The sequence below is a fragment of the Mycobacterium sp. NPDC050041 genome (genome assembly GCF_049541695.1).
Classification (GTDB): Bacteria; Actinomycetota; Actinomycetes; order Mycobacteriales; family Mycobacteriaceae; genus Mycobacterium.
On sequence record NZ_JBMVDG010000001.1, the window covers coordinates 105,930 to 128,636 of the forward strand.

Genomic DNA, 22,707 nt, shown 5'->3' on the forward strand with positions numbered 1-22,707 from the left:
TGACGGGCGTGGCCAGCATCGCGCAGTGGATCGAGGGCGCCCGGCCGCGCACCCTGCCCAACGCGATCTCGCCGGTGATCGCAGGCACCGGCGCGGCCGCCTGGCTGGACTCCGCGGTGTGGTGGAAAGCGCTGCTGGCGCTCCTGGTCGCGGTGGCGCTGATCATCGGCGTAAACTACGCCAACGACTACTCCGACGGCATCCGCGGCACCGACGACGTGCGGGCCGGGCCACTGCGACTGGTCGGCGCGAAGCTAGCGTCCCCCAGAGCGGTGCTGACTGCCGCCGTGATCAGCCTTGCCGTCGGCGCCGCCGCCGGACTGGCGCTCGCGGTGGTGAGTGCCTGGTGGCTGATCGCCGTCGGCGCGGTGTGCATCGCCGGGGCATGGCTCTACACGGGCGGCCGCAAGCCGTACGGTTACCTCGGCCTCGGCGAGGTCGCGGTTTTCGTGTTCTTCGGCCTGGTGGCGGTGCTGGGCACGCAGTACACCCAGGCACTGCGCATCGACTGGGTCGGCGTCGCGCTGGCGGTGGCGATGGGCTCGCTGTCGTCGGCAGTGCTGGTCGCCAACAACCTGCGCGACATCCCGACCGACTCCAAGTCCGGCAAGATCACGCTCGCGGTGCGATTGGGCGACGCGCGCACCCGCGTGCTGTATCAGGCGCTCGTCGCGGTCGCGCTGCTGATCCCGCTGGCCCTGATCGCCGCGACGCCGTGGTGCGCTGCCGGACTGCTCGCGGCGCCACTCGCACTGCGCGCCGCGCGACCGGTGCGCGGCGGGCAGCACGGCAGAGATCTGATCCCGGTGCTGCGCGACACCGGGCTGACCATGCTGGTGTTGGCGGTGACGGTGGCCGCCGCGCTGGCCTTCGCGCCGTAGCCGGGTCAGCCGCCCGCGGGCACCGGGTACCGGTCGTTGATGTCGGCGTTGCTCGACTTCCGCGCACAGTGGGCGCAACAGAAGATGCCCTCGTCCGCCTCGACACCGTGGCCGAGGATGCGGCACCCGCAGTGTTTGCACTCGGGCGCCACCTGCACAGCCGCGCACTCGATGCTGTCGAAGGTCGCGGTCCGGCCGTCCGGCCAGCTGACCTGGAACGCCTTGTCGTAGTCGTTTCCGCAGGTGTCGCAAACTGCCATGCTGATACTCCTTCGTCGGGCGTCGTTGTCGATCGGCGTTCCTACGGGTGCCCGGTCGATGGCGGCCAGAAACCGGTGTGCGAGGCAAGATGATGCATCGGGTGCGGCGCCGCGCACCCAGGAGAGGACTGGATGGACCCGCTTCGTGTGGTGGTGGCCGACGACGACGTGCTGCTGCGGGAGGGACTGGCCAGCCTGCTCGACCGGTCGGGTTTCGACGTCGTGGGCCGCGCCGGGGACGCCGGTGAACTGCTGTCGATGGTGCGGGAGTCGCGACCGGCCCTGGTCGTCGTCGACATCCGGATGCCACCCACCCACACCACCGAGGGTCTCGACGCCGCGCGGGTGATCCGCGAGGAGTCGCCCGGCATCGGCATCCTGGTGCTGTCGGCACACGTCGAGGTGGAGCACGCCACCGAACTGCTCGCCGGTGGCCACGCGATCGGCTACCTGTTGAAGACCCGGATCACCGATGTCGACGACTTCGTCGACACCCTGCAGCGGGTCGCCAGGGGTGCATCGGTGGTGGACCCGGCGCTGGTGCAGGAACTCGTCTCGGCGCGCAGGCGCGACGACCCGCTGGCCGCCCTGAGCGCGCGGGAACGCGAGGTGCTGGTGTTGATGGCCGAGGGCCGCTCCAACTCCGGCATCGCGGGCCGGCTGTGGGTGACCGAGGGCACCGTCGAGAAGCACGTCCGCGCCATCCTGACGAAGCTGAACCTGCAGGAGACGCCCGAGGATCACCGCCGCGTCCGTGCGGTGATCACCTACCTGGAGGCCCGCTGAGGCCTGCCCCGGCCAATACGTCGCGGATCGCGTCGGCCGACAGCGCCATCTTCGAGACGAACCCGGCCGCCGGGCTGACGGCGATGAGTTCCGCGAGGTCCTGCTCGGCGAATGTGGAGATGAGGATCACGACGGGGCGGTGTTCGACCTCGGCACCGCGCAACTGCTCCGCGACGTCGAACCCACTCTCACCACCGAGGTCCACGTCGACCAGCGCGAGGTCGGGCCGCAACTCGCGGCACAGCCGCAGCGCCTCGGCGCCGTCGCCTGCCGACGCCACGACGGTGATACCGCCGCGCTCGAGCATCGAGCGGACGGCGCCGCGGAAATCAGCGCTGTCGTCGACGATCAGGCAGCGCACCGCACACCCCCCTCGAACTCCTCATGACGCCAGCGTCGCAGAGCACGTCGGCAGGCGCATTACCGCTAGCCGGAAAGGTCAAACACTCAGCGCGTCGAGCAGCCGATCGAGGTCGTCGTCGGTGTTGTACAGATGGAAGCCGACCCGCACCGCGCCGGCCCGGACGGATGCCCGGATGCCCGCCTGCCGCAACCGGTCGGTGGCCGATGTCACCGGGCCGGCCACCGGGATGGACACGATCGCCGAGTCCGACACCGGCAGAGCGAGTTCGGTGCGCAGCCGGGAGGCCAGACCGACGGTGTGCGCCTCCACAGCGACCGGGTCCAGCGATGCCAGCCACGGCAGCGTCAGCCCCGACCCGAGGACCCCGAACCATGCGGGCGAGGTGTCGAAGCGCCGGGCGTCGTCGGCGAGCCGCAGCGGCAGACCGTAGATCGACTGCCACGGCTGCGTGCCGGCGTACCAGTTCGCGGCGTGCGGGGTCATGACCCCGGCGATCCTGTGGCTCAACGACATCCACGCCGTCCCGCGCGGCGCCAACAGCCACTTGTACACCGAGGCGACCGTGACGTCGGCCCAGCCGAGATCGAGACGCTTCCAGCCGGCGGCCTGGGTGACGTCGACGACGGTGAGCGTCGGGGCGCCTGCGACCGCCGACCGCAGTGCGTCGGCGTCGAGCACGGCGCCGTCGGCGGACTGCACGAGGCTGACGGTCACCACGTCGAATTCGGCGGCGCGGGCCAGCAGCTCAGGTTGTGACAGTTCGGTGACGGTGACGCCGCGGCCTGCCTGCGCGGCGAACGGGAATGTGGTGCTGGTGAACTCACCGGCCAGCGTGGCGACAGCGGCGCCGTCGGGGATCGCGGCGGCCACCAGGCCCAGCGCCGCGGACGCCGACCCGGCCAGCGCCACCGATTCGACGGGCACTCCGACCAGCGCCGCGTATCCGGCCCGCCCGGCGGTCACCGGGTCGTCGAAGGTGACCGGCTCCATCGTCCCGGCCTGCCACTGCCGGAGACAGGAATCGAGTGCCTCGGCGAGGAACCGCGGCGGCAGACCGTAGGTCGGCGAGTTGAGAAAGCCTTCGGCACCGAGGAATTCGGCCCCGAACGCCTCGCGGGACGTCACGACGGATCGGCTGTGTGGTCATCTCCCCGCAGCCGGGCCTGCAACTGCTCGCGGTCGCGGCGACGGCGTTCGTCGACGATGGCGATGCTCGCGGTGGCACGGCGGCGCAGCGGCGACAACACCCAGATGCCCAGGGGCAGTGCGATCACGATCGCGAAGAGGATCGCCACGACGATGGGGAACTGCTCGATTCCCAGCAGTCTGCCGGTGAGGAAAATGGCCGCGGCGAGCACCGCCACCAGGACCAGGCGCGCCACCGTGTAGAGCGCCACGTCGACCATGAGGCGTGCTGTGGGCCGGTCTTCTGACACGGTCACGAGCCTACCGACGACGCGTATATTCGGTAGCAGGAGGTTTTGGTGGCGTATCTCATCCTGTTGCTCGTCCTGGCAGGCCTGGTCTACGTCGGTTGGCGGCTCACCCGAGCGAGCGCGAGCCGGCCCCGGCCACGTGTGATCGGGCCGGACGACGACCCGGATTTCCTGCGGCGGCTGCGGGACGGCGACAACCCCCGTCCGTAGCGGTCAGGCCGGGTTGCCGGTGCGCGCTGCGCCGGGGAAACCGTCGGCCACCACCGCCGCCAGATCGATCAGTGCCTCACGCGTCGCGGGCTTGAGCCGATCCAGATCGATCTCGGCGCCCTCTTCCAGATGCGGGTCGAACGGCACCACCCGCACCGCGCGGCAGCGCCGCCCGAAGTGGTCGACCACCTTCTGCATGTCCACCTTGCCCGAGCGCGGCCGCACCGCGTTGACGACGGCGATCGAGTTCTTCACCAGGTCCTCATGGCCGTGGGCGTCGAGCCAGTCCAGCGTCGCCGACGCGCTGCGGGCACCGTCGACCGAACCCGAACTGATGACGACCAGCACGTCGGCCTTGGACAACACCGCCGACATCGCCGAATGCATCAGGCCGGTGCCGCAGTCGGTGAGCACCAGGCTGTAGAACCGCTCGAGCACCTCGAGCGTGCGGGAGTAGTCGTCGGAGCTGAACGCCTCCGAGACGGCCGGGTCGCTCTCCGACGCCAGCACCTCCAGCCGGCTCGGACCCTGCGACGTGTAGGCGCGCACGTCGCTGTACCGCTCGATGCCCTCGGCGTCGCGCAGCAGATGCCGGACGGTGGCCGGGGTCTCGAGCGGCACCTTCTCGCTCAGCGTGCCGCGGTCGGGGTTGGCGTCGACCGCCACCACGCGGTCTCCGCGGATGGACGCGAACGTCGCGCCGAGGGTGGCGGTGATGGTGGTCTTGCCGACGCCGCCCTTGAGCGACAGCAGCGCGATGCGGTAGCACCCGTGCAGCGGCTGCCGGACCTGGGCGTGCAGGCTGTCGCGGCGAGTGGCCTTGGGGCTCTCCCCCACGTTGATCAGCTTGAACGACGCCAGGTAGAGCCATTTGCGCCAGCCGTGCGACGGCGCCCGCTCGGGCCGGCCCAGCAGCGCGACGGCCGAGAGGTCCAGGTGCGGCTGCGGTGCGTCGGGGGGCAGCGGCGGAAGGGGCGCTGCGGCGGGCACCGGCGGCAGGGGCGGCGGAACCACAACGGGTGCGACGGGCGGGGTCGGTGGATGAGCGGGCTGCGGCGGCGCGGCGACGGGTGGCGGGAGCACAGGCGCAGGGGCCGGCGGGGCCTCCGTCGCGGCCGCCTGGATCTCGGCGACGGGCAGGCCGTTCGGCGGTGTCGGCGCGGTCCACTCCGGCGGCGGGGCCTCGGTGTACGCACCCCCGGCCGCCGGATCGCTGAACCGCCGCTGTGCACGAAAACCGGACGATTGGTCAGCCACTCTCAGCCCACCCCGGCGTAGGAGTGCAGTCCGACGGTGACGAGGTTGATGAAGAAGAGGTTGAACACCATCGCCACGAAGCCGGCGACGTTGATCCAGGCGGCCTTGCGGTCGCGCCAGCCCGCGGTCGAACGGGCATGCAGGTAGGCGGCGTAGATCACCCAGGCGATGAACGACACGGTCTCCTTGGGGTCCCAGCCCCAGTACCTGCCCCACGCCTCCTCGGCCCAGATCGCCCCGAAGATCACCCCGAACCCGAACACCGGGAACGCGAAGATCGTGGTGCGGTAGGCGATCCGGTCGAGGGTCTGCGCGTCCGGCAGCCGGTTGACGATGCGCGCCCACGGACCGTCGGCGGTGGGCGTGCCCAGCCGCGACATCTTGACCAGGAACAGGATGCTGGCCACACCGGCGACCAGGAACACCCCGGAGCCCAGGCTCACGACCGAGACGTGGATCGGCAGCCAGTAGGACTGCAGGGCGGGCATCACCGGTGCGGCGTGCGAGTACAGCCAGCGACCGGACACCGTGAGCAGGATCAGCACGGGCACGAGCACGAACACCCACAGCGCGCGGTACTGCGGCTTGCGCAGCACCACCGCGGCGGCCACCAGACCGCACAGGCAGGTGAGGTTGATGAACTCGTACATGTTGCCCCACGGCACCCGCGAGGTGGACAGCCCGCGCAGCACGATGCACGCCAGCAGCAGCGCGATGCCGACATAGGTCAGCGACAGGCCTGCCGCGCCGATGCGTTCGTCGACCGGGCGCTTGGGCACATCGGCGACGACGCCGGGCGTGGCGCTGTCGGCGCCGACTGCGGCTCGCCGGTTGGATGTCGCCGCCGGGGCGGCTCCCACCAGTTCGCGTTGCTCGACCTTGCGGCTGCGGCTGTACGCGAGTTCGACGGCGAGCAGCAACAGCCCGACCACCAGCACCACCACCGACGACGTGAACGCCCAATCGGAGTAGCGCGCCAGTCCGATGTCGACCTGCCCGTTCATGTGACCTTCTCTCCTGAGCGCGTGGCCGCATCGGCACGCACCTCGTCACTCGCGTGGGCGGCCAGCAGCCGCGACACCAACCGCTCGAACTCCTCGCCCCAGCCGGAGTTGTCGGTGCGGGCCAGCCCACCCAGCTCGACGCTCACCGTACCCGGCACAGCGGGTTCGATCCGAACCCAGATCCGCCTGCGGCGGACGACCAACGACACCAGCAACCCGGCCATCATCGTCATGGCGAACACCAGCACCCACACCTGCGCCGGGTCGTGCGACACCTGCACGTTGACGAAGGGCACTGCACCGTCGAAGCGGACGACGGTGCCGTCGTCGAGGCGGGTCTCGGCGCCTTCGCTCAGGTTGACGCGCGCCACCCTGCTCAGCCGGCCCTGACCGATGAGCCGCTCGTCGAGGGTGAACAGGTTCTGCGGCCGGCCGGTGTCCAGACCGGTGTCGCCGCGGTACACGTCGATCGCCACGCCAGGATCGTTGAGCGCGGGGAAGCTCGACGACAGCAGCGTGCCGTCGAGCTGCTGGGTCGGGGCGAACAAGCCCTGGATCGCGATCTGCTGCTCGCGGCGCCGGTCGGGGTCCGGATAGGTGCCCGCGGGCGGGTCGAAGCGCATCACCCCCGAGGACAGGAAGGTGATCTGGTTGTCGGGCCGCCACTGCACGGTCTGGGTTCGGCTCTGCCCGTCGGGGAACGTGACGGTGAACGTCGGCGCGTAGCCGTGGCCCTGGAGGTACACCCGGTCGCCGCCGACGCGCAGCGGGTGGTTGACCCGCAGCCGGTAGGGCTGCCAGACGTCGTCGGCGAGGTCCTGCCCGGCCTGGTACTCGATGTCCGCGGCGAACGAGGTGGCCTGCCCGGTGGGCAGGTACTCGGCGTCGAACTCGTTGACGCGCAAGCAGATCGGATGCAGCGATGTACCGTCGACGGTGTTTCCCGCCCGGAACGAGTCGAACGCCGCGGGTGAGGCCGAGCAGAATCCGGGGCCGCCGTCGGCGATCACGATCACGTTGCCCTCGTAGCCGAACAGCTTGCCCGCGGCGATCGCCACCAGCAGGCCGAGTAGCGAGAAGTGGAAGACGATGTTGCCGAACTCGCGCAGATAGCCCTTCTCGGCCGATATCTCGGTCGACGCGCCCTCGGTGCGGGTGACCTGCCGCCAACCGCGCAACCGGCCCGACACGGCCGCGGCCACCGCTTGCGGATCGCCCGCGACCTCGCCGGTGTGGTGTTTGGGCAGCCGGCCCAGGTTGCGTGGGGCGGGCACCGGCACCGCGCGCAGGCTGCGGATGTGCTCGAACAGCCGCGGTGTCAGGCAGCCGACGAGGGAGATGAAGAGCAGGGCGTAGATCGCGGTGAACCAGAAGCTCGAGAAGACGTCGAACGCCTGCAGCCGGTCCAGCAGCGGGCCCAGCGTGGGGCGGTCGGCGATGTACTCGGCGACCTTCGACTCGTTGAGGCTGCGCTGCGGCAGGAGCGCGCCGGGAATCGCGGCCAGGGCCAACAGGAAGAGCAGCACCAGCGCGGTGCCCATCGACGTCAGCGTCCGCCAGGTGTTGCGGATCAGCGCGAGCAGGGGCCTCATATCGGCAGCCTGACGTCGCTGACGAAGGCGTCGCGCACCCAGGAGACGAAGTCGCTCCACAGGCCGGTCACCAGCGCAGCGCCGACGATCACCAGCAGGATGCCGCCGAACACCTGGATGGCGCGGGTGTGCCTGCGCAACCAGCCCAGGCCGGAGACCGCCCGCGCCGAGCCGAAGGCCAACAGCACGAACGGGATTCCCAATCCGAGGCAGTAGGCCAGCACGAGCACCACGCCACGCGCCACGTTGGCGCCGTCGGTCGCCGAGGCCACGGTGATCACACCGGTCAGCGTCGGCCCCAGACACGGGGTCCAGCCGAGTGCGAACACCGCGCCCAGCAGCGGCGCACCGGCGACGGTCGACAGCTGGCGAGGGGTGAAGCGCACCTGACGTTGCAACGCGGGCACCAGGCCGATGAACACCAGCCCCATCAGGATCGTCACCACCCCGCCGAGGCGTTGCAGCAGAAGCTGATTGGTGATGAGTGTGGTGGTCATGCCGAGCACCGCCACCGTCCCGAGCAGGAACACGACGGTGAACCCGGCGACGAACAGCGTCGCAGCGCCGGCCACCCGCAGCCGCGCCGTGCGCACCGCCACCTGTGCGCCCGCCTCACCGGCGGGCTCGTCGACCCCGACGACGGCCGCCAGATAGGACAGGTAGCCGGGCACCAGCGGCACCACGCAGGGCGACGCGAACGACACCAGGCCGGCCAGCACGCACGCCCCCAGCGCCAGCAGGACCGGTCCTGCCGCGGCGAGTTCGGCGAAGCCGCTCACGGCTGGGCTCCCGACGGCGCCGGGCTCTCCGCGGCCAGCCGCTCGACCACCGGCATCAGGTCCTCGGCCAACAGTTCGCGCAGGAACACCGCGGCCACCCGGTGCTTGCGGTCCAGCACCACGGTCGACGGGATCACCGTCGTCGGATACCGCCCGCCGAAGGCGATCATGGTGCGCATCGGCGGGTCGTAGATCGACGGGAACGTGATCCTGCGGTCGGTGACGAAGTCGACCGCGGCCTGCCGGTTGTTGTCGCGCACGTCGATGCCGAGGAACGCGACACCGCGCGCCCGGGTGGCGTCGTAGACCTGCTGCAGCTGGCCGATCTCGGTGCGGCACGGGCCGCACCACTGACCCCACACGTTGATCACCACCACGTCGCCCGCGAAGTCGTCGAGGGAGATGGTGCGGTCCGGGTCGAGCAGGTCGGGACCCGACAGCGGCCCCGGACGGCCGCGACTGTCCGGCGGGTCGTAGGCGATGTCGGTCTTGCCGCCCGGCGCGACGAATTCGAAGGTGCCGCCCTGGGCGACGGCGTCGTCGCCGGTGGAACAGCCGGCGAGCACGATCACCGCGCTCACCAGCAGGACCACCAGCCGTGTCACTGCCCGGCCAGCTCCGCGTAACCCCAGCCGACGTACTCGTCACCGTGGAAGTAGAAGGACGTCAGGGACGCGAGGTTGCACAACCGGCGGGTCGGGAAGTGGTGCAACGGTTTTCCGGTGATGGCGCGCCGGAGCGTCTCGACGGGGAGCTGGTGGCTGACGCACACCGCCTCGTGACCCCTGCCCTTGTCGCGGGCGCGGCGCAGCGCACCGGTCATCCGTGCGGCGATCTCGGTGTACGGCTCGCCCCAGGACGGCTCGCGCGGATTGCGCAGGTGCCACCAGTTGCGGGGATCGCGCAGGGCGCCGTCGCCCGGTGACACTCGCTCACCCTGGAAGACGTTGAGCGATTCGATCAGCTCATCGTCGGTGTCGATGGACAGCCCGTGCGCCGCGGCGATCGGCCCGGCGGTCTCCTGGGCGCGTTCGAGCGGGGACGCCACCACGTACACGATGTCGCGCTCGGCCAGCCAGTCCGCCACCCGCTGCGCCTGCGCGCGGCCGCGCTCGGACAGGTGGTAGTCGGGCAGGCGGCCGTACAGAACGCCCTCGGGGTTGTGCACCTCGCCGTGCCGCATCACGTGCACGATGGTCTTCTGCTCGGCCTCGCCGGCCTCGGTCGTTTTCTCGGTCATGCGGGCTGCGTCGCTTCGGCTGCGGCGCGGGCGGCGCCGGGCAGGGCGGCGGCGATGCGGTCGAAGGCCTCGTCGTCGAGGACGGCGGAGACGAACCACGCCTCGAACGCGCTCGGCGGCGGGTAGATCCCCGCGTCGAGCAGAGCGTGGAAGAACGGTGGGAAGCGCCAGGTCTCGGCGGCGCGCGCGGCGGCGAAGTCGCCGACCTCCTCGTCGGTGAAGAACACCGACAGCATGTTCCCGCCTCGCTGAATCCGGTGTGCCACACCGGCATCCGACAGCGCCCCGGTGAGCAGGCCGGCCAGCCGGTCCGCGTTGGCGTCCAGTGCCGCGTAGACCCCGTCGTCGGCGGCACGCAGCGTGGCCAGCCCGGCGGCCATCGCCACCGGGTTACCCGACAGCGTGCCCGCCTGGTAGACCGGGCCAAGGGGCGCCAGCCGCTCCATCACCTCGGCGCGGCCACCGAACGCCGCCGCGGGCAGCCCGCCGCTCATCACCTTGCCGAACGTGAACAGGTCGGCGTCGACGGGATCGATGCCGTACCACCCCGAGCGGCTGACCCGGAAGCCCGTCATCACCTCGTCCATCACCAGCAGCGCGCCGTGCTCGGCGGTGAGGCGGCGCAGCGCCGCGTTGTACCCGGGCAGCGGCGGCACCGCGCCCATGTTGCCGGGACTGGCTTCGGTGATGACGCAGGCGATCTCCTCACCGAAGCGGGCGAACACCTCCTCGACGGCGGCGACGTTGTTGTACGGCAGCACGATGGTGTCGGCGGCGGCCGCTCCGGTGACACCCGGTGACGACGGCAGGCCGAGCGTGGCCACCCCCGAACCCGCGTCGGCCAGCAGCGCATCGCTGTGGCCGTGGTAGCAGCCGGAGAACTTGACGATCTTGGGGCGGCCGGTGAAACCGCGGGCCAACCGGATCGCGCTCATCGTGGCCTCGGTGCCGGAGTTCACCATCCGCAGCCGTTCGACGGGTTCGACGCGGTCCACGATCTCGGCGGCGAGCTGGGTCTCCGACGGTGTCGGGGCGCCGAAGGACAGGCCGTCGGCCACCACCCGCTGCACGGCGTCGACGACGGCGGGGTGGGCGTGGCCGAGGATCATCGGCCCCCACGAACACACCAGGTCGACGTAGCGGTTGCCGTCGGCGTCGGTCAGCCAGTAGCCGTTGGCCGAGGTGATGAACCGCGGGGTGCCGCCGACGGCGTTGAACGCCCGGACCGGGGAGTTGACCCCGCCGGGGATGACCGCCGACGCCTCGGCAAAGAGTTTCGCCGAAATCTCGGTCCCGGCCGACGCATGCATGTCCACCAGTGTCCCAGTCGCCCCGGGCGCGTCAACTACAGGGTGTAGTGGTCAGCGTCGGGGCGTGAGGGCGAACACAGGGTGGTCGGCGTCGTCTGCCCCATGCCTTCGCGACGAACCACGGCGGCTTGAGGTAGGCCATGGAGATGAGTTTGATCGTCGGCATGCGACATCCGCAACGGTGTGCGGCCGTTCTGCTGTCCGCCGCGGCCCTCAGCGGCTGCGGCGCCAACGTCATCGAGGGCGACCCGACGCCTGCGCCCCCGCAGACGGTCACCGCGGCCCTGCAGGACTGCGGCCCCGCGCCGATGTCCCACCCGGGGCCGGGCCGGGACATCCATGTCATGCGGGGTACCACGAACATCGACTGCCCCGAGGCGCTCCGGGTGATCGCGAAGTGGGACGCGGCGCCGGGTGGCCGGTCGGCCGGCTACTTCAGGGAGTTCGAGGACTGGGACTGCACCGCGACCGGCGACTGGCAGGACCGGTTGGCGGACCAGCACATGCTGACCTGCGAACGGTCCGACGGCGCCACTGTCTACCTGGACCGGCCGTGAGGACTCTCCCGGTGTGCCGACGCCTGAGCAGGATCAGGCGTTCGCCGACCAGGTGAGCAGCCGGTGTCGCTCGCCCTGTGTCATCACGGTGCCGGGCATCACCCGCAACCGGTACGGGGTCAGCCGCCAGGCCGCGAACGCCGCGGAGGTGGGGCCGTCGCGCCACGGCTCGATGATCGCCGGGTCGTAACCGACCGGTTCAGGTCCGTTCTCGAACAGCTGCCAGACCCTGGTGCGGCGGTCGTCGTCGAGGACCCACTCGACTGCGCAGTCGGCGCTGCAGGTGTCGTGGGTGGTGGTCCAGTAGCTCACCGCGACATCGGGGTGCGCCGCGAGGTGAGATTCCTTCAGCGGGGTCGGCGACGTCGCGATCCATCCGACCAGATCGGTACCGTCCCACTCCCAGATCGGGTGCAGGATGCGCGTGCGGGGTCGGCCGTCTGGACCGACCGTGGCCACCGACGCCCACACGATCGCGTGGGCCATGGCGACGAACTCGGGGGCGATGCGATCCAGGTCCGTCACGGCGCCCACTCTAGGACGTCAGCCCTCCTGGAGCTTCTTGAACTCGTCGGAGTTCCGGTACTCGACCTTGCCCTCCTCGGCGGAGGTCTCGATGTTGCCCTTGTCCTTTTCGTCGACCCAGTCGGAGACCGCGGTCCCGGAGACGGTGCCGTCGCTGCCCGGCAGCGTGGTCGTCTCCAGATCCTCCTCGTAGGCCTTCCGCATCTCCTTGGCCTTTTCCTTGTGCTCGTCAGTGACCTCGGGTTTTTCGGTCAACTGGCCGGCGTCGTTCTTCTCGACGTTCTGGTCGCCGTCGTTCTGGTCGCTGTCGTTCCGGTCGCTGTCGTTCTGGTCGCTGTCGTTCCGGTCGCTGTCGTTCCGGTCGCTGTCGTTCCGGTCGCTGTCGGACGAGTCACTCTGTTCCTGCTGTTCCTGCTGTTCGGTAGCCATGGCAGCAGACTGCCCGAAACTGTGACCCAGGAAACAGGAAGCTGGTCAGGCGGGGACGGCGCGCAGCGCGGCGGGCAAGCTCGGCAGGAAGTGCCGGGTGGCGAACGCGCGGAGGTCGTCGTCGGTGTCCAGCGGCGCGGCGCTCGGCAACAGCAGCACCATCGCGGCGTAACGCAGGATCGTGTCGGCCAGCTCGTTGACGGCCTGCGGGCCGATCCGGTCGGCAAACCCCGCGGGGAAGATCACCCGCAGCGCCGCGGCCATCCGCTCGATCGCGGCGGCCCAGTGCTGATGCGCCAGCGCCATCACGAAGCCGGGCTCGTCGTCCATCATCCGCTGCAGCACCCGGTGCGTGCGGAACCGCTGGATCGACAGCACGAACGCCTCGACGTAGTAGTTCGCCTGCGGTCCCGACCTGGCGAGTTCGGTGGCGATGTCGGCGAACAGGACGACGTTCTCCCGCTCGACGACGGCGGCCACCAGTTCGTCGCGATTTGCGAAGCGCCGGTAGATGGTGGTGCGGCTGACCCCGGCCCGGCGCGCCACGTCGTCCAGCGCGACCCGGCGGAAGCCGTGCCGCTCGAACTCGGCGACTGCGGCGTCGAGGATGGCCTCGGTGGCCGGGTCAGACCCCGGCGCGAGCACGTGCGTAGCCCTGCTGTGCGTACGAGTTGTAGCGCACCGTCATCGGCAGCCGGTCCCAGACCCAGTTGACGGGCCGCGACCGCCACAGTGCGGCGAAGCGCTGGTAGCGGCGTTCCTGGCGGTCGGTCCACGGCAGATCGAGCAGCCGGCGCGCCTGCGGCGGCAGACCGCCCGTGGTCAGGAAGGCCGCGAGGGGGTCGAACGCCACCGACAGCACCCGCCACGCGGCCGGGTGCACGCCCTTGGGGCAGGGGAACCCCTTGGTGACGTAGCCGACGCCGTACTTGGCCGTTTTGTGCGCGACCACCGTCTGGTCGAGCATCCGCTGCCAGTAGCGCTCGAACTCGGCGTAGTCGGCGGGCATCGGCCGGTCACTGACGCCGTAGCGGCGGTACCAGGTCTTCGACTCGGCGTAGATCTGTTCCTTCTCGGCCAGCGAGAGCTTTTTGACGAACGTGTCGGCGAAGTACAGCACCTGCTCGACGAACGTGGCGTGCGCCCAGAAGTAGGTCTCCGGATCCAGCGCGTGGTACCTGCTGCCGTCGGGCATCTCGCCCTTGATGTCGTGGTGGAAGTCGCGCACGTTGAAGCCCTCGTTGGCATCCTCGGAGCCGTACACCGTCATGAAGATCGGCGGCAGTGACCGCTTCACCCGCGCGGCGGTGTCGTCGAAGAACACCGAGTGGTCCAGCACGCCCTGGCCGAGCTCGGCGAGCATGTTCTGCAGGACGGCGGGCCGTGGCCCGATCAGATACATCCGGTTGTCGCCGAAATACCGCCACACCAGCGACTGCGGCCCCAGCGGCAGGGCGTCTGCGGGGGTGTCGTTCTCGGCCAGTTCGGTCATGGGGAACAGTGTTACAGATTCTGCACTTTGTACCAAGATGGGTGTGACGGGCTTCACCGCGACATGTTCGGGGGGAGGCGTGACGGTCAGTTGCGGCGCAGCCGCGCGACGCCGAGCACCGTGAGCACACCGGCAACGGTCGCCAGCAGCAGCGCGAGCACCAGCGCCGGCGCCGAGTACACCGGCTGGGTGGTCGCCGGCTCCCCCGCGACGATGGGCGCGACCACCACCGTCGACCGGGCCGACAGCCAGCTCAGCACACACCCGACGGCGGCGATGCCGGCCAGCACGAGCTCGACCGTCGCCCGCAACCGTGCCCTCACGCCGCGTGCTCGCCGACCAGCCCGGTCAGCGCCGCCCGCAGGGCGGCGTGCCGTCGCGCCCACGCCTGCGCGTGGCGGCCACCGGAGAGCTTGAGGCCGATGCCGGTGCGGCCCCGCGGCACCCCCGTGAGTTCGCCGAGGGCGCGCGAGGACTGCCAGGGCAGGATCTCCCGGCCCTCCGCGGGCGGGAAGATCCGCACGATGTCGACGATCTGAATGGTCTCGGCGCCCTGCCGCAGCGTCAACGGCGTCAACTCGACCGACGTGTGGATTCGAGCGGCCTTCACCTGGATCGCGAGGAAACCCGTCACCAGGACGAGGAACATCCCCGGCACCAGGGGTTGCAGACCGTAGCCCGCCGACAGCTGGATCAGCGCCATCGCCACCCCGGCCACCGGCCCGGCCAGCAGCCACCACCAGCTCGCGCCGGGCTCGCGGAACAGCACCTGTACCGGCGCGGCGTCGTCGCTCATATCCGGTCCTTCGCGGTGAACCAGGCCGACGAAGCCGGGCGGGTCAACAGGACCACCCCGGCGACGATCGGCAGGACCCCCGCCAGCGTGATGGGTTGCGAGATGCCGAACACGAAGGCCAGTACCGCGAGGATCAGCGTGATCGCCAGCCCGAGACCGATGGTGGCGCGCCGGAACCGGGGATCGCCGCCGCGGGTCCGGCCGGCCAGAAAGGCCATTCCGACGCCACTGAGCACCGACCCGATCCCCATCCCGCGGTAGAGCAGAAGGTACTGGCGGACCTGCTCGTCGGAGACGGCCGCGTCGATCGCGTCGCGGGCCGCGTCGAAGCTCACCGTGGCCGCGAGCATCCCCCCGCCGATCAGGACGACCGCGCCGACGACGAGCAGCCAGAACGCCACGTCGACGACGCGTGGTCTGCTCAGTGGCTGCTGCGGTGCCGACATCCGGGCCAGCCTAACGGTTCACCGGGTGAACCAGCCGTGGGCGTCCTTGCGGTGCAACAGGAAGACCCCGCCCCCGATCAGCACCGACCCGACGATGGTCGCGGCCGCGTACAGCAGCGCCGCAGGCGTTTCCCGTTCGGTGGTGAACAGGTTCGCCGCGGCGTACACCACCGAGGCCATACCGCCACCGGTCAGCAGCGTGCGCGCCCAGCGGTAGCCGGAGCGCATCAGGATCAGGAACGTCACCACCACCGCGGACAGCACCACCGCCACCAGGCCCGCGGCGGCGTACCGCAGCGCCGCCGGACCCACCGGCGTCACCACGACGTCCACCACGTAACCGACCACCATCAGCGGCAGCGCGACGATCCACAGCCAGAATCCGGTGTCGACGTCCGGTGGCCGCTCGGTCGTCTCCGTCACGCCAGCCAGCCGGCCACGTCGGCCGCCCAGTAGGTGAGGACGAGATCGGCGCCGGCGCGCCGGATGCTCGTGAGTGTCTCGAGCGCGACGGTGCGCTCGTCGATCCAGCCGTTGGCCGCGGCGGCGCAGATCATCGCGTACTCACCCGACACCTGGTAAGCCGCCACCGGAACCGGCGAGATGTCGGCGGCGGCACGCACCACGTCGAGATAGCTCATCGCCGGCTTGACCATCACGATGTCGGCGCCCTCGTCGATGTCGAGTCGCACCTCGTGCAGCGCCTCCCGGGCGTTGCCCGGCTCCTGCTGATACGTGCGCCGGTCGCCCTGCAGGCTCGACGCCACCGCCTCGCGGAACGGGCCGTAGAAACCGGATGCGAACTTGGCGGCGTAGGCCAGGATCGCCGTGTCGGTGTGCCCGGCCGCGTCGAGCCCGTCGCGGATGGCGGCCACCTGACCGTCCATCATGCCGCTCGGGCCGACGACGTGAGCGCCTGCATCCGCCTGTGCCACAGCAAGTTCGACGTACCGGTCATTGGTGAGGTCGTTGTCCACCCGGCCGCGGTCGTCGACCATGCCGCAGTGCCCGTGGTCGGTGAACTCGTCCAGGCAGGTGTCCGCCATCAGCACGGTCTGCTCGCCGAGGTCGGCGGCCAGGTCCCGCAGTGCGACGTTGAGGACACCATCGGGCGCCGATCCGGCAGATCCCAGCGGGTCCTTGTCCTCGTCGCGGGGCACGCCGAACAGCATCAGGCCGCCCACCCCGGCGGACACGGCGTCGGCCGCCGCGCGCCGCAGCGACTCCCGGGTGTGCTGGACGACGCCCGGCATGGACGAGATCGGGCGGGGCTCGTCGATGCCGTCGGCGACGAACATCGGCAACACCAGATGCCGCGGCTCCAGAGACGTCTGCGCCACCAGCCGACGCATGGCAGGCGTCGAGCGCAACCTCCTCGGCCGGTGCCGGGGGAAGGCCACCGCTACCGCCGGCGGCTCTTCTTACGCGGCGGGGGCAGCGCGCCCTCGGCACGCAACCGCGCCGCATGCTCGGCGAGCGCGTCGACCAGGGGTCCCACCGCGGCGATCTCGGGCTGTACGTCCACGCGCAGGCCGAATTCCGCTGCGGTCTCGGCGGTCTTGGGCCCGATACACGCGACGATGGTCCGGGCGTGCGGCTTGCCCGCGATGCCCACCAGGTTGCGCACCGTCGAGCTCGACGTGAAGCACACCGCGTCGAAGCCGCCGGTCTTGATCATCTCGCGGGTCGATGCCGGCGGCGGCGCGGCGCGCACGGTCCGGTATGCGGTGACGTCCTCGATCTCCCAGCCGCGCTCACGCAGGCCCTCGGCCAGCGTCTCGGTCGCGATGTCCGCGCGCGGCAGCAGCACCCGGTTCACCGGGTCGAAGATCTCGTCGTAGGGCGGGAAGTCGTCGAGCAGGCCGAGCGAGGACTGCTCGCCGGTCGGCACCAGCTCCGGGTTGATGCCGAATGCGCGCACCTTGTCCGCGGTGGCCTGTCCGACACAGGCGATCTTCACCCCGGAGAACGCCCGGGCGTCGAGGCCGAACTCGTTGAACTTCTCCCACACCGCACGCACCGCGTTGGTGGAGGTGAAGACGACCCACTGGAAGCGGCCATCCACCAGACCCTTGACCGCGCGTTCCATCTGCGCGGGACTGCGCGGCGGCTCGACCGCGATGGTGGGCACCTCGATCGGCAGGGCGCCGTGGCCGACCAGCTTGTCGCTCATCTCGCCGGCCTGGTCCTTGGTCCGCGGCACCAGCACGGTCCAGCCGTACAGCGCGCGGCTCTCCCACCAGTTCAGCCGGGCGCGGTGCGCGACGGTCTTGCCGATGGTCACCACCAGGGGCCCGGTCAGCGGGGACAGCGCGCCGCTGGTGTCAGGTGCGGTCAGCACCGCCTTGTCCATGAGGCCGCCCAGCGTCGACTCCACCGAGCGCTGCTGGCAGGTGGTGCCGTTGGCGGTGACGACGGCGGGCGTCGCGTCGGCCAGGCCGTACTCGATCAGCGTGCGGGCGGCATCCGGCAGGTGCGACGCGGTGGCGTGCAGGATCAGCGGTCCCGGCGCGGCGGCCAGCGCGGCCCAGTCCACGTCCCCACGCACGTCGGCGACGGTGTGGGTGGAGCCGAGCGGCAGTCCGGCATAGCTGGGCACGGCGGTGGTGTCCGGCAGGCCCGGAACGACCTCGAAATCCAGGTGACTCTTGGCCAGGGTGTTGATCTCGGTGATGACGGAGTCCACCGACAGCGGATCACCCGCGACCAGCCGGACCACGTCGGCGCCGTGACGCGCCTCGGTGATCAGCGTCTTGGCCACCTCGGCCGGGTCACCGAGTGCGGGACGCACCTCGGGACCACCCGGGATCGCCTGCGCCGCAGACGCTTCCGCGTCCACCGCGGCATCCGCGTCGGCGGGCTTGGGTGCCTCGGCCGGGGCCGGTCCCGCCGGCGGCGGCAATGCGGAGCCGACCAGCGCCAGCACCGCACCGGGCACGTCCGGGTCGGTGAAGACCAGCGCGGCGTTGGCGAGCACGGTCTGCGCCCGCGAGGTCAACAGGCCGGGGTCACCCGGGCCCGAGCCCACGAACGTGATGCGGCCGGGCTTCGTCTTACGGCCTCGTACGCCCAATTGCCGAGTCATCTGTCGCTCACTCCGCTCTACAGCTTCAGTTGAGATCCGCCATGAGCTCGCGCGCGCCCAGTTCGAACAGCTCCGAGGCCACGGAGACGCCCAGGTCCCTGGCCCGACCCGGAGTTCCGATGCCGGACGCACGGATCACGTCGGATCCGTCCAGCGTCGCCACACAACCGCGCAGCGACAGCTCTTCGAAGATGTGGCCCTCCTCATCGATCGACTCGACCACTTCCGCGATCGCGCCCACCGGTGCGGAACAGCCCGCCTCCAGTTCGGCGAGCAGGGTCCGTTCGGCGGTGACCGCAGCACGCGTGTCGGCGTCGTCAAGCTCTGCCAACAGCGCGGCCAGCCCGGAATCCGCTGCGCGGCATTCCACCGCGAGCGCCCCCTGAGCCGGCGCCGGCAACATCTGCACCGGCTCGAGGGTCTCGGTGACATCGCCCAATCGTCCGATGCGAGCCAATCCCGCCCGGGCGACGACGACGCCGTCGAGATCACCGCCTGTAACCCTGTTCAACCTGGTATCTAGGTTGCCTCTTAGGGGGCGGATTTCCAAACCGAGACCCAGTGCTCTAAGCTGCGCCGCCCGCCGCGGGCTCGACGTGCCGATCACCGAGCCGGTGGGCAACTCGCCGAGCACCATCCCGTCACGGGCCACCAGGGCATCCCTCGGGTCCTCGCGCCTCGGTGTCGCCGCGATGACGAACCGCTCGTCCTGCGCTGTCGGCAAATCCTTGTACGAGTGCACGGCCATGTCGACGCGACCGTCGGCGATCGCGTCGCGCAGTGCGGCGGTGAACACGCCGACGCCGATCTCCGCGATCGGTGCGGACGACCGGTCGCCCTCGGTGGAGATGATGACCAGCTCGGCGCGATGCCCGCGCTGCACCAGGGCGTCGCGGATGGTGGCGGCTTGGGTGGTCGCCAGGAGGCTGCCTCGGGTGCCGATCCGGATGGGCCCGGAGTCCGTTGAGGGCGTCAAGCGCTACTCGGACTTGTCGAAGTCGAGTGCCGTGGCGCTCATCGCGTCGCCCCCGGCCACCAGCGGCAGTTCGCCTGCCGCGACGGCGTCGACCGCCTGCGGGTCGAGCTCGAACAACTCCCGCAGCGCCTCGGCGTAGCTGTCGCCACCCGGCGCGCTGGCCAGCTGCTTGACCCGCACCGTCGGCGCATGCAGCAGCTTGTCGACCACGCGCCGCACGGTCTTGGCGACCTCGTCGCGGTGCGCGGCCTCCAGGCCGGGCAGCCGGTTGTCCAGCCGCAGCAGTTCGGCCTCGACCACGTCAGCGGCACGCTGCCGCAGCGCCGTGACGGTCGGAGTGACCTCGGCCATTCGCTGGCCGGTCAGGTAGGCCGACACCTCCGCGGCGACGATCGAGCGCGCTGCGTCGGCGTCGGAGGCCGCGGCGCGTGCGGACGGCTCGCGCTGGATGCGGTCCATGTCGATGACGTAGACACCGGGCAGGCCGGCGATCGCCGGGTCGACGTCGCGCGGCATGCCGAGGTCGCAGATCACCAGCGGGCGCTGCTCCGGCCGGCCGGTCAGCCCGCGGTGTGCATCGGCCAGCGACACCACCGGGCGTACTGCGCCGGTCGAGGTGATGACCACGTCGGCGTCGGCGAGCACGGTCGCGATGTCGTCGAGGGCCACCGCGTCGGCCGCGAAGCCGTGTTTGGTCAGCACCTCCGCCAGCCGGCGGGCCCTCGGCAGCGACCGGTTGACCACGTGAACGTGCCCCACGCCGGCGCGGATCAGGTGCTTGGCCGACAGGGCGCCCATCGAACCGGCGCCGACGACGACCGCGGTGCGGCCGGCCAGCGTCCCGAGCTTCTTCTGAGCCATCCCCAGCGCCACCGACACCACCGACGCACCGGCGGCGTCGATCCCGGTCTCGGAGTGCACCCGCTTACCGACGGCCAGCGCGCGCTGCGACAGTTCGTGGAGGGTGCGGCCGACGGTCTGATTGGCTTCGGCCGCGGCGTAGGCGCGCCGGACCTGGCCGAGCACCTGCTGTTCGCCGATCACGGCCGAGTCCAGGCCGCTGGCCACCGCGAACAGGTGCTCGACGGCGGCCTCGGCGTAGCGCACGTAGGCGTACTTGGTCAGATCGTTGAGCGACATGCCGCAGTGCTCGGACAACACCTGCCCGATCACCGACAGGCCACCGTGGAACGCCTCGACCACGGCGTAGACCTCGACGCGATTGCAGGTGGACAGCACCATCGCCTCAGTCACGAGCGACGACTGGAGCACCTGGTCGACGATCTTCGCCTGGTCCGATTCATCGGTGCTCAATTGCTCGAGCACCGACACCGGCGCGCTGCGGTGCGAAACCCCGAAGAGCAGCACACTCATGGCCTCATCACCACATATCCACGTTAATCGCTAGATGGTTAGGTCACCAAATTCGTGACGGGGTCAACACTCCTGCAGGTCGTCGGCCAGCCGTTCCTCGTCGACCTCGCCGTAACTGTGCTCGACGCCGTCGAGCAGCACCACCGGCAGCCGGTCGCCGAACTCGGCACGCAGGGCGGCGTCGCCCGCGGCCGCGGCGGCGTCGACGTCCACCACCGACAACACGAATCCCAGCTCGCCGGCCAGCGCGTCGAGCCGGCCCGCCGCCTGCGCGCACAACGGGCAGCCCTCACGGGTCAGCAACCTCACCTCGCGCCGGTGCATATCCCCCGGTCGCTTCGCTCCTGCCCGCCGGTGCACCCCGCAAGTATGCGGTGCCGGTGACCTAGGGTGAATCCGTGTCCGAATCCGCGGAGGCCGCACGCCAGCAGATCGCCGGTGACGCCAGCGCGGAGGCCGCCGTCACCCATCTCGAGGCGGAATCCGCACCCGCGGCGCCCGCCCCGCCGCCGGACCTGACCGCCGCGGCATTCTTCGACGTCGACAACACCCTCGTGCACGGCTCGTCGCTGGTGCACTTCGCGCGCGGGCTGGCCGCCCGCAAGTACTTCACCTACGGCGACGTCCTGGGCTTCGTCTACGCGCAGGCCAAGTTCCAGCTCACCGGCCGGGAGAACAGTGAGGACGTCGCCGCCGGGCGGACCAAGGCGCTGTCGTTCATCGAGGGCCGTTCGACCGCGGAGCTGACGGCCGTCGGCGAGGAGATCTACGACGAGATCATCGCCGACAAGATCTGGCCGGGCACCAGGGCGCTGACCCAGATGCACCTCGACGCCGGACAGCAGGTGTGGCTGGTCACCGCGACGCCCTACGAGCTGGCCGCCACCATCGCCAGGAAGCTCGGCCTGACCGGCGCGCTGGGCACCGTCGCCGAATCGGTCGACGGGGTCTTCACCGGCCGCCTCGTCGGCGACATCCTGCACGGCAGCGGCAAGGCGCACGCGGTGCGGTCGCTGGCCATCCGGGAGGGCCTGAACCTGCGGCGGTGCACCGCGTACTCGGACAGCTTCAACGACGTGCCGATGTTGTCGCTGGTGGGCACGGCCGTCGCGATCAATCCGGACGCCGCCCTGCGCAGCGTCGCGCGGGAACGCGGCTGGGAGATCCGCGACTTCCGCACCGCGCGCAAGGCCGCCAAGGTGGGCGTGCCCTCGGCCGTCGCACTCGGCGCGCTGGGCGGGGCGCTGGCCGCCGTGGTGTCCCGCCGCCAGGACAGTCGCTGGCATCTGCGCTGATAGGCTCGCGCGCTGAACAGGCCACCGCAGGACGGTCTAGTGGGGAGCAAGCGCAGTCATGGCCATCGCTGAAGACATCATCGGCACGCACTACCGGTACCCGGACTATTTCGAGGTCAGCCGGGAGAAGATCCGTGAATTCGCGCGCGCGGTCAAGGACGAGCACCCGGCCCACCACAGCGAGGACGCGGCCAAGGAGAGCGGCTACGACGGCCTCATCGCGTCGCTGACGTTCCTCGCCGTGGCCGGCCGCAAGGTGCAGGCGGAGATCTTCAACCAGTTCGACGTGCCGATCAACATGGAGCGCGTGCTGCACCGTGATCAGAAGATCACCTATCACCGCCCGATCGTCGACGGCGACAAGCTGTTCTTCGACTCCTACCTCGACTCGGTGATCGAGGCGCACGGCACCGTCGTCACCGAGGTTCGCGGCGAGGTGAGCGACGAGCGCGGCGAGCCGGTGCTCACCAGCGTGGTGACCGTGATCGGCGAGGCCTCCCACGAGGGCGAGGCCGACGAGGTGTCCGCGACCATCAAGGCGCGGCGCGACGAAGCCATCGCCAAAATGGTTGCTGGGCAAAGATCCAGCGGCGGATAGGCCGGGTGAGCCGAC

General features: G+C 70.6%; 30 protein-coding genes. 6 read left to right on the plus strand and 24 right to left on the minus strand.

The features are described from left to right. Window positions 1-8 precede the first annotated feature (8 nt). Complete coding sequence (locus ACPCHZ_RS00585; RefSeq protein WP_423482968.1) at window positions 9-881, plus strand: 1,4-dihydroxy-2-naphthoate polyprenyltransferase; 873 nt, start codon at window positions 9-11, stop codon at window positions 879-881. A gap of 5 nt (window positions 882-886) precedes the next feature. Here the strand turns inward: ACPCHZ_RS00585 and ACPCHZ_RS00590 are convergent, their stop codons facing one another. Further along, on the minus strand, window positions 887-1,141 hold the full coding sequence (locus ACPCHZ_RS00590) for a hypothetical protein (protein WP_423482969.1): 255 nt from the start codon (window positions 1,139-1,141) through the stop codon (window positions 887-889). A 132-nt stretch (window positions 1,142-1,273) separates the two neighbouring features. On the opposite strand from ACPCHZ_RS00590, the gene ACPCHZ_RS00595 reads away from it, so the two are divergent. After that, window positions 1,274-1,927, plus strand: a complete 654-nt coding sequence (locus ACPCHZ_RS00595) for a response regulator (protein ID WP_423482970.1) — start codon at window positions 1,274-1,276, stop codon at window positions 1,925-1,927. Here ACPCHZ_RS00595 and ACPCHZ_RS00600 read toward each other — a convergent pair. The 3 genes from ACPCHZ_RS00600 to ACPCHZ_RS00610 form a co-directional block, all read right to left on the minus strand. Next, entirely contained in the window at window positions 1,905-2,288 is a 384-nt protein-coding gene (locus tag ACPCHZ_RS00600) for a LytR/AlgR family response regulator transcription factor (protein ID WP_423482971.1), read from the minus strand. The two genes, ACPCHZ_RS00595 and ACPCHZ_RS00600, sit on opposite strands and share 23 nt — an antisense overlap. Before the next feature lie 78 nt (window positions 2,289-2,366). After that, window positions 2,367-3,416, minus strand: a complete 1,050-nt coding sequence (locus ACPCHZ_RS00605) for an aminotransferase class V-fold PLP-dependent enzyme (RefSeq protein ID WP_423482972.1) — start codon at window positions 3,414-3,416, stop codon at window positions 2,367-2,369. Then, the gene (locus ACPCHZ_RS00610) at window positions 3,413-3,727 is read right to left on the minus strand and encodes a DUF4229 domain-containing protein (RefSeq protein WP_423482973.1); all 315 of its coding nucleotides are present in this window, start codon (window positions 3,725-3,727) and stop codon (window positions 3,413-3,415) included. The genes ACPCHZ_RS00605 and ACPCHZ_RS00610 overlap by 4 nt, the downstream gene beginning before the upstream one ends. A 48-nt stretch (window positions 3,728-3,775) precedes the next feature. Here ACPCHZ_RS00610 and ACPCHZ_RS00615 point away from each other — a divergent pair, with 48 nt between their 5' ends. Beyond that, the gene (locus tag ACPCHZ_RS00615) at window positions 3,776-3,937 is read left to right on the plus strand and encodes a hypothetical protein (RefSeq protein WP_364973361.1); all 162 of its coding nucleotides are present in this window, start codon (window positions 3,776-3,778) and stop codon (window positions 3,935-3,937) included. A gap of 3 nt (window positions 3,938-3,940) precedes the next feature. On the opposite strand, the gene ACPCHZ_RS00620 is transcribed toward ACPCHZ_RS00615, so the two are convergent. From ACPCHZ_RS00620 to hemL, 7 genes are read right to left on the minus strand one after another with little or no spacing between them, the layout of a single operon-like run. Then, on the minus strand, window positions 3,941-5,194 hold the full coding sequence (locus tag ACPCHZ_RS00620; protein ID WP_423482974.1) for a MinD/ParA family ATP-binding protein: 1,254 nt from the start codon (window positions 5,192-5,194) through the stop codon (window positions 3,941-3,943). A gap of 2 nt (window positions 5,195-5,196) precedes the next feature. After that, window positions 5,197-6,198: a c-type cytochrome biogenesis protein CcsB gene (gene ccsB / locus ACPCHZ_RS00625; protein ID WP_364973367.1), complete on the minus strand. Its 1,002-nt coding sequence runs from the start codon at window positions 6,196-6,198 to the stop codon at window positions 5,197-5,199. Then, entirely contained in the window at window positions 6,195-7,790 is a 1,596-nt protein-coding gene (resB, locus tag ACPCHZ_RS00630; protein WP_423482975.1) for a cytochrome c biogenesis protein ResB, read from the minus strand. The genes ccsB and resB overlap by 4 nt, the downstream gene beginning before the upstream one ends. Then, window positions 7,787-8,569: a cytochrome c biogenesis CcdA family protein gene (locus ACPCHZ_RS00635; protein WP_423482976.1), complete on the minus strand. Its 783-nt coding sequence runs from the start codon at window positions 8,567-8,569 to the stop codon at window positions 7,787-7,789. Before ACPCHZ_RS00635 ends, resB begins: the two co-directional genes overlap by 4 nt. Next, a complete protein-coding gene (locus ACPCHZ_RS00640) occupies window positions 8,566-9,174 on the minus strand; it encodes a TlpA disulfide reductase family protein (RefSeq protein WP_423482977.1) in 609 nt (202 codons plus the stop codon). Before ACPCHZ_RS00640 ends, ACPCHZ_RS00635 begins: the two co-directional genes overlap by 4 nt. Then, the gene (locus ACPCHZ_RS00645; protein ID WP_423482978.1) at window positions 9,171-9,809 is read right to left on the minus strand and encodes a histidine phosphatase family protein; all 639 of its coding nucleotides are present in this window, start codon (window positions 9,807-9,809) and stop codon (window positions 9,171-9,173) included. Before ACPCHZ_RS00645 ends, ACPCHZ_RS00640 begins: the two co-directional genes overlap by 4 nt. Then, complete coding sequence (gene hemL, locus ACPCHZ_RS00650; RefSeq protein WP_423482979.1) at window positions 9,806-11,119, minus strand: glutamate-1-semialdehyde 2,1-aminomutase; 1,314 nt, start codon at window positions 11,117-11,119, stop codon at window positions 9,806-9,808. Before hemL ends, ACPCHZ_RS00645 begins: the two co-directional genes overlap by 4 nt. Window positions 11,120-11,259: 140 nt before the next feature. Here hemL and ACPCHZ_RS00655 point away from each other — a divergent pair, with 140 nt between their 5' ends. Beyond that, complete coding sequence (locus tag ACPCHZ_RS00655) at window positions 11,260-11,676, plus strand: hypothetical protein (RefSeq protein ID WP_423482980.1); 417 nt, start codon at window positions 11,260-11,262, stop codon at window positions 11,674-11,676. A 33-nt stretch (window positions 11,677-11,709) separates the two neighbouring features. Here the strand turns inward: ACPCHZ_RS00655 and ACPCHZ_RS00660 are convergent, their stop codons facing one another. From ACPCHZ_RS00660 to ACPCHZ_RS00720, 13 genes are all read right to left on the minus strand, one after another. Further along, window positions 11,710-12,201 carry a pyridoxamine 5'-phosphate oxidase family protein gene (locus ACPCHZ_RS00660; protein WP_423482981.1) on the minus strand — a complete coding sequence of 164 codons (492 nt, stop codon included), beginning with the start codon at window positions 12,199-12,201 and terminating at the stop codon, window positions 11,710-11,712. An 18-nt stretch (window positions 12,202-12,219) separates the two neighbouring features. Next, on the minus strand, window positions 12,220-12,630 hold the full coding sequence (locus ACPCHZ_RS00665; RefSeq protein WP_423482982.1) for a hypothetical protein: 411 nt from the start codon (window positions 12,628-12,630) through the stop codon (window positions 12,220-12,222). A gap of 45 nt (window positions 12,631-12,675) precedes the next feature. After that, window positions 12,676-13,275, minus strand: coding sequence for a TetR/AcrR family transcriptional regulator (locus ACPCHZ_RS00670; protein WP_423482983.1), 600 nt, complete (start codon window positions 13,273-13,275; stop codon window positions 12,676-12,678). Next, entirely contained in the window at window positions 13,256-14,122 is an 867-nt protein-coding gene (locus ACPCHZ_RS00675) for an oxygenase MpaB family protein (RefSeq protein ID WP_423482984.1), read from the minus strand. Before ACPCHZ_RS00675 ends, ACPCHZ_RS00670 begins: the two co-directional genes overlap by 20 nt. A gap of 86 nt (window positions 14,123-14,208) precedes the next feature. Then, the gene (locus ACPCHZ_RS00680; RefSeq protein ID WP_423482985.1) at window positions 14,209-14,445 is read right to left on the minus strand and encodes a hypothetical protein; all 237 of its coding nucleotides are present in this window, start codon (window positions 14,443-14,445) and stop codon (window positions 14,209-14,211) included. Then, complete coding sequence (locus tag ACPCHZ_RS00685; RefSeq protein WP_364973397.1) at window positions 14,442-14,918, minus strand: DUF3093 domain-containing protein; 477 nt, start codon at window positions 14,916-14,918, stop codon at window positions 14,442-14,444. Before ACPCHZ_RS00685 ends, ACPCHZ_RS00680 begins: the two co-directional genes overlap by 4 nt. Then, a complete protein-coding gene (locus ACPCHZ_RS00690; RefSeq protein ID WP_423482986.1) occupies window positions 14,915-15,364 on the minus strand; it encodes a hypothetical protein in 450 nt (149 codons plus the stop codon). The genes ACPCHZ_RS00685 and ACPCHZ_RS00690 overlap by 4 nt, the downstream gene beginning before the upstream one ends. Before the next feature lie 18 nt (window positions 15,365-15,382). Next, on the minus strand, window positions 15,383-15,796 hold the full coding sequence (locus ACPCHZ_RS00695) for a hypothetical protein (protein WP_423483766.1): 414 nt from the start codon (window positions 15,794-15,796) through the stop codon (window positions 15,383-15,385). Beyond that, entirely contained in the window at window positions 15,784-16,716 is a 933-nt protein-coding gene (gene hemB, locus ACPCHZ_RS00700) for a porphobilinogen synthase (protein WP_423482987.1), read from the minus strand. Before hemB ends, ACPCHZ_RS00695 begins: the two co-directional genes overlap by 13 nt. Before the next feature lie 50 nt (window positions 16,717-16,766). Next, a complete protein-coding gene (locus tag ACPCHZ_RS00705) occupies window positions 16,767-18,449 on the minus strand; it encodes a uroporphyrinogen-III synthase (protein ID WP_423482988.1) in 1,683 nt (560 codons plus the stop codon). Window positions 18,450-18,474: 25 nt separating this feature from the next. Beyond that, window positions 18,475-19,398, minus strand: coding sequence for a hydroxymethylbilane synthase (gene hemC, locus ACPCHZ_RS00710; protein WP_423483767.1), 924 nt, complete (start codon window positions 19,396-19,398; stop codon window positions 18,475-18,477). Window positions 19,399-19,428: 30 nt separating this feature from the next. Next, complete coding sequence (locus tag ACPCHZ_RS00715) at window positions 19,429-20,799, minus strand: glutamyl-tRNA reductase (RefSeq protein ID WP_423482989.1); 1,371 nt, start codon at window positions 20,797-20,799, stop codon at window positions 19,429-19,431. Between the two features lie 63 nt (window positions 20,800-20,862). Next, a complete protein-coding gene (locus tag ACPCHZ_RS00720; protein WP_423482990.1) occupies window positions 20,863-21,123 on the minus strand; it encodes a glutaredoxin family protein in 261 nt (86 codons plus the stop codon). Window positions 21,124-21,197: 74 nt separating this feature from the next. Between ACPCHZ_RS00720 and ACPCHZ_RS00725 the strand changes: the two genes are divergently transcribed. Both ACPCHZ_RS00725 and ACPCHZ_RS00730 read left to right on the plus strand, forming a co-directional pair. Next, window positions 21,198-22,094, plus strand: coding sequence for an HAD family hydrolase (locus ACPCHZ_RS00725; protein WP_423482991.1), 897 nt, complete (start codon window positions 21,198-21,200; stop codon window positions 22,092-22,094). A gap of 58 nt (window positions 22,095-22,152) precedes the next feature. Beyond that, window positions 22,153-22,692, plus strand: coding sequence for an FAS1-like dehydratase domain-containing protein (locus ACPCHZ_RS00730; protein WP_423482992.1), 540 nt, complete (start codon window positions 22,153-22,155; stop codon window positions 22,690-22,692). The last annotated feature ends 15 nt before the right edge of the window (window positions 22,693-22,707 follow it).

Bases quoted from the DNA above. Each gene is read 5' to 3' on its own strand.
- ACPCHZ_RS00590 (WP_423482969.1), bottom strand. From the start codon at position 1,141: ATGGCAGTTTGCGACACCTGCGGAAACGACTACGACAAGGCGTTCCAG.
- ACPCHZ_RS00595 (WP_423482970.1), top strand. From the start codon at position 1,274: ATGGACCCGCTTCGTGTGGTGGTGGCCGACGACGACGTGCTGCTGCGG.
- ccsB (WP_364973367.1), bottom strand. From the start codon at position 6,198: ATGAACGGGCAGGTCGACATCGGACTGGCGCGCTACTCCGATTGGGCG.
- resB (WP_423482975.1), bottom strand. From the start codon at position 7,790: ATGAGGCCCCTGCTCGCGCTGATCCGCAACACCTGGCGGACGCTGACG.
- ACPCHZ_RS00645 (WP_423482978.1), bottom strand. From the start codon at position 9,809: ATGACCGAGAAAACGACCGAGGCCGGCGAGGCCGAGCAGAAGACCATC.
- hemL (WP_423482979.1), bottom strand. From the start codon at position 11,119: ATGCATGCGTCGGCCGGGACCGAGATTTCGGCGAAACTCTTTGCCGAG.
- ACPCHZ_RS00655 (WP_423482980.1), top strand. From the start codon at position 11,260: ATGGAGATGAGTTTGATCGTCGGCATGCGACATCCGCAACGGTGTGCG.
- ACPCHZ_RS00665 (WP_423482982.1), bottom strand. From the start codon at position 12,630: ATGGCTACCGAACAGCAGGAACAGCAGGAACAGAGTGACTCGTCCGAC.
- ACPCHZ_RS00675 (WP_423482984.1), bottom strand. From the start codon at position 14,122: ATGACCGAACTGGCCGAGAACGACACCCCCGCAGACGCCCTGCCGCTG.
- ACPCHZ_RS00685 (WP_364973397.1), bottom strand. From the start codon at position 14,918: ATGAGCGACGACGCCGCGCCGGTACAGGTGCTGTTCCGCGAGCCCGGC.
- ACPCHZ_RS00690 (WP_423482986.1), bottom strand. From the start codon at position 15,364: ATGTCGGCACCGCAGCAGCCACTGAGCAGACCACGCGTCGTCGACGTG.
- hemB (WP_423482987.1), bottom strand. From the start codon at position 16,716: ATGCGTCGGCTGGTGGCGCAGACGTCTCTGGAGCCGCGGCATCTGGTG.
- ACPCHZ_RS00705 (WP_423482988.1), bottom strand. From the start codon at position 18,449: ATGACTCGGCAATTGGGCGTACGAGGCCGTAAGACGAAGCCCGGCCGC.
- ACPCHZ_RS00715 (WP_423482989.1), bottom strand. From the start codon at position 20,799: ATGAGTGTGCTGCTCTTCGGGGTTTCGCACCGCAGCGCGCCGGTGTCG.
- ACPCHZ_RS00720 (WP_423482990.1), bottom strand. From the start codon at position 21,123: ATGCACCGGCGCGAGGTGAGGTTGCTGACCCGTGAGGGCTGCCCGTTG.
- ACPCHZ_RS00730 (WP_423482992.1), top strand. From the start codon at position 22,153: ATGGCCATCGCTGAAGACATCATCGGCACGCACTACCGGTACCCGGAC.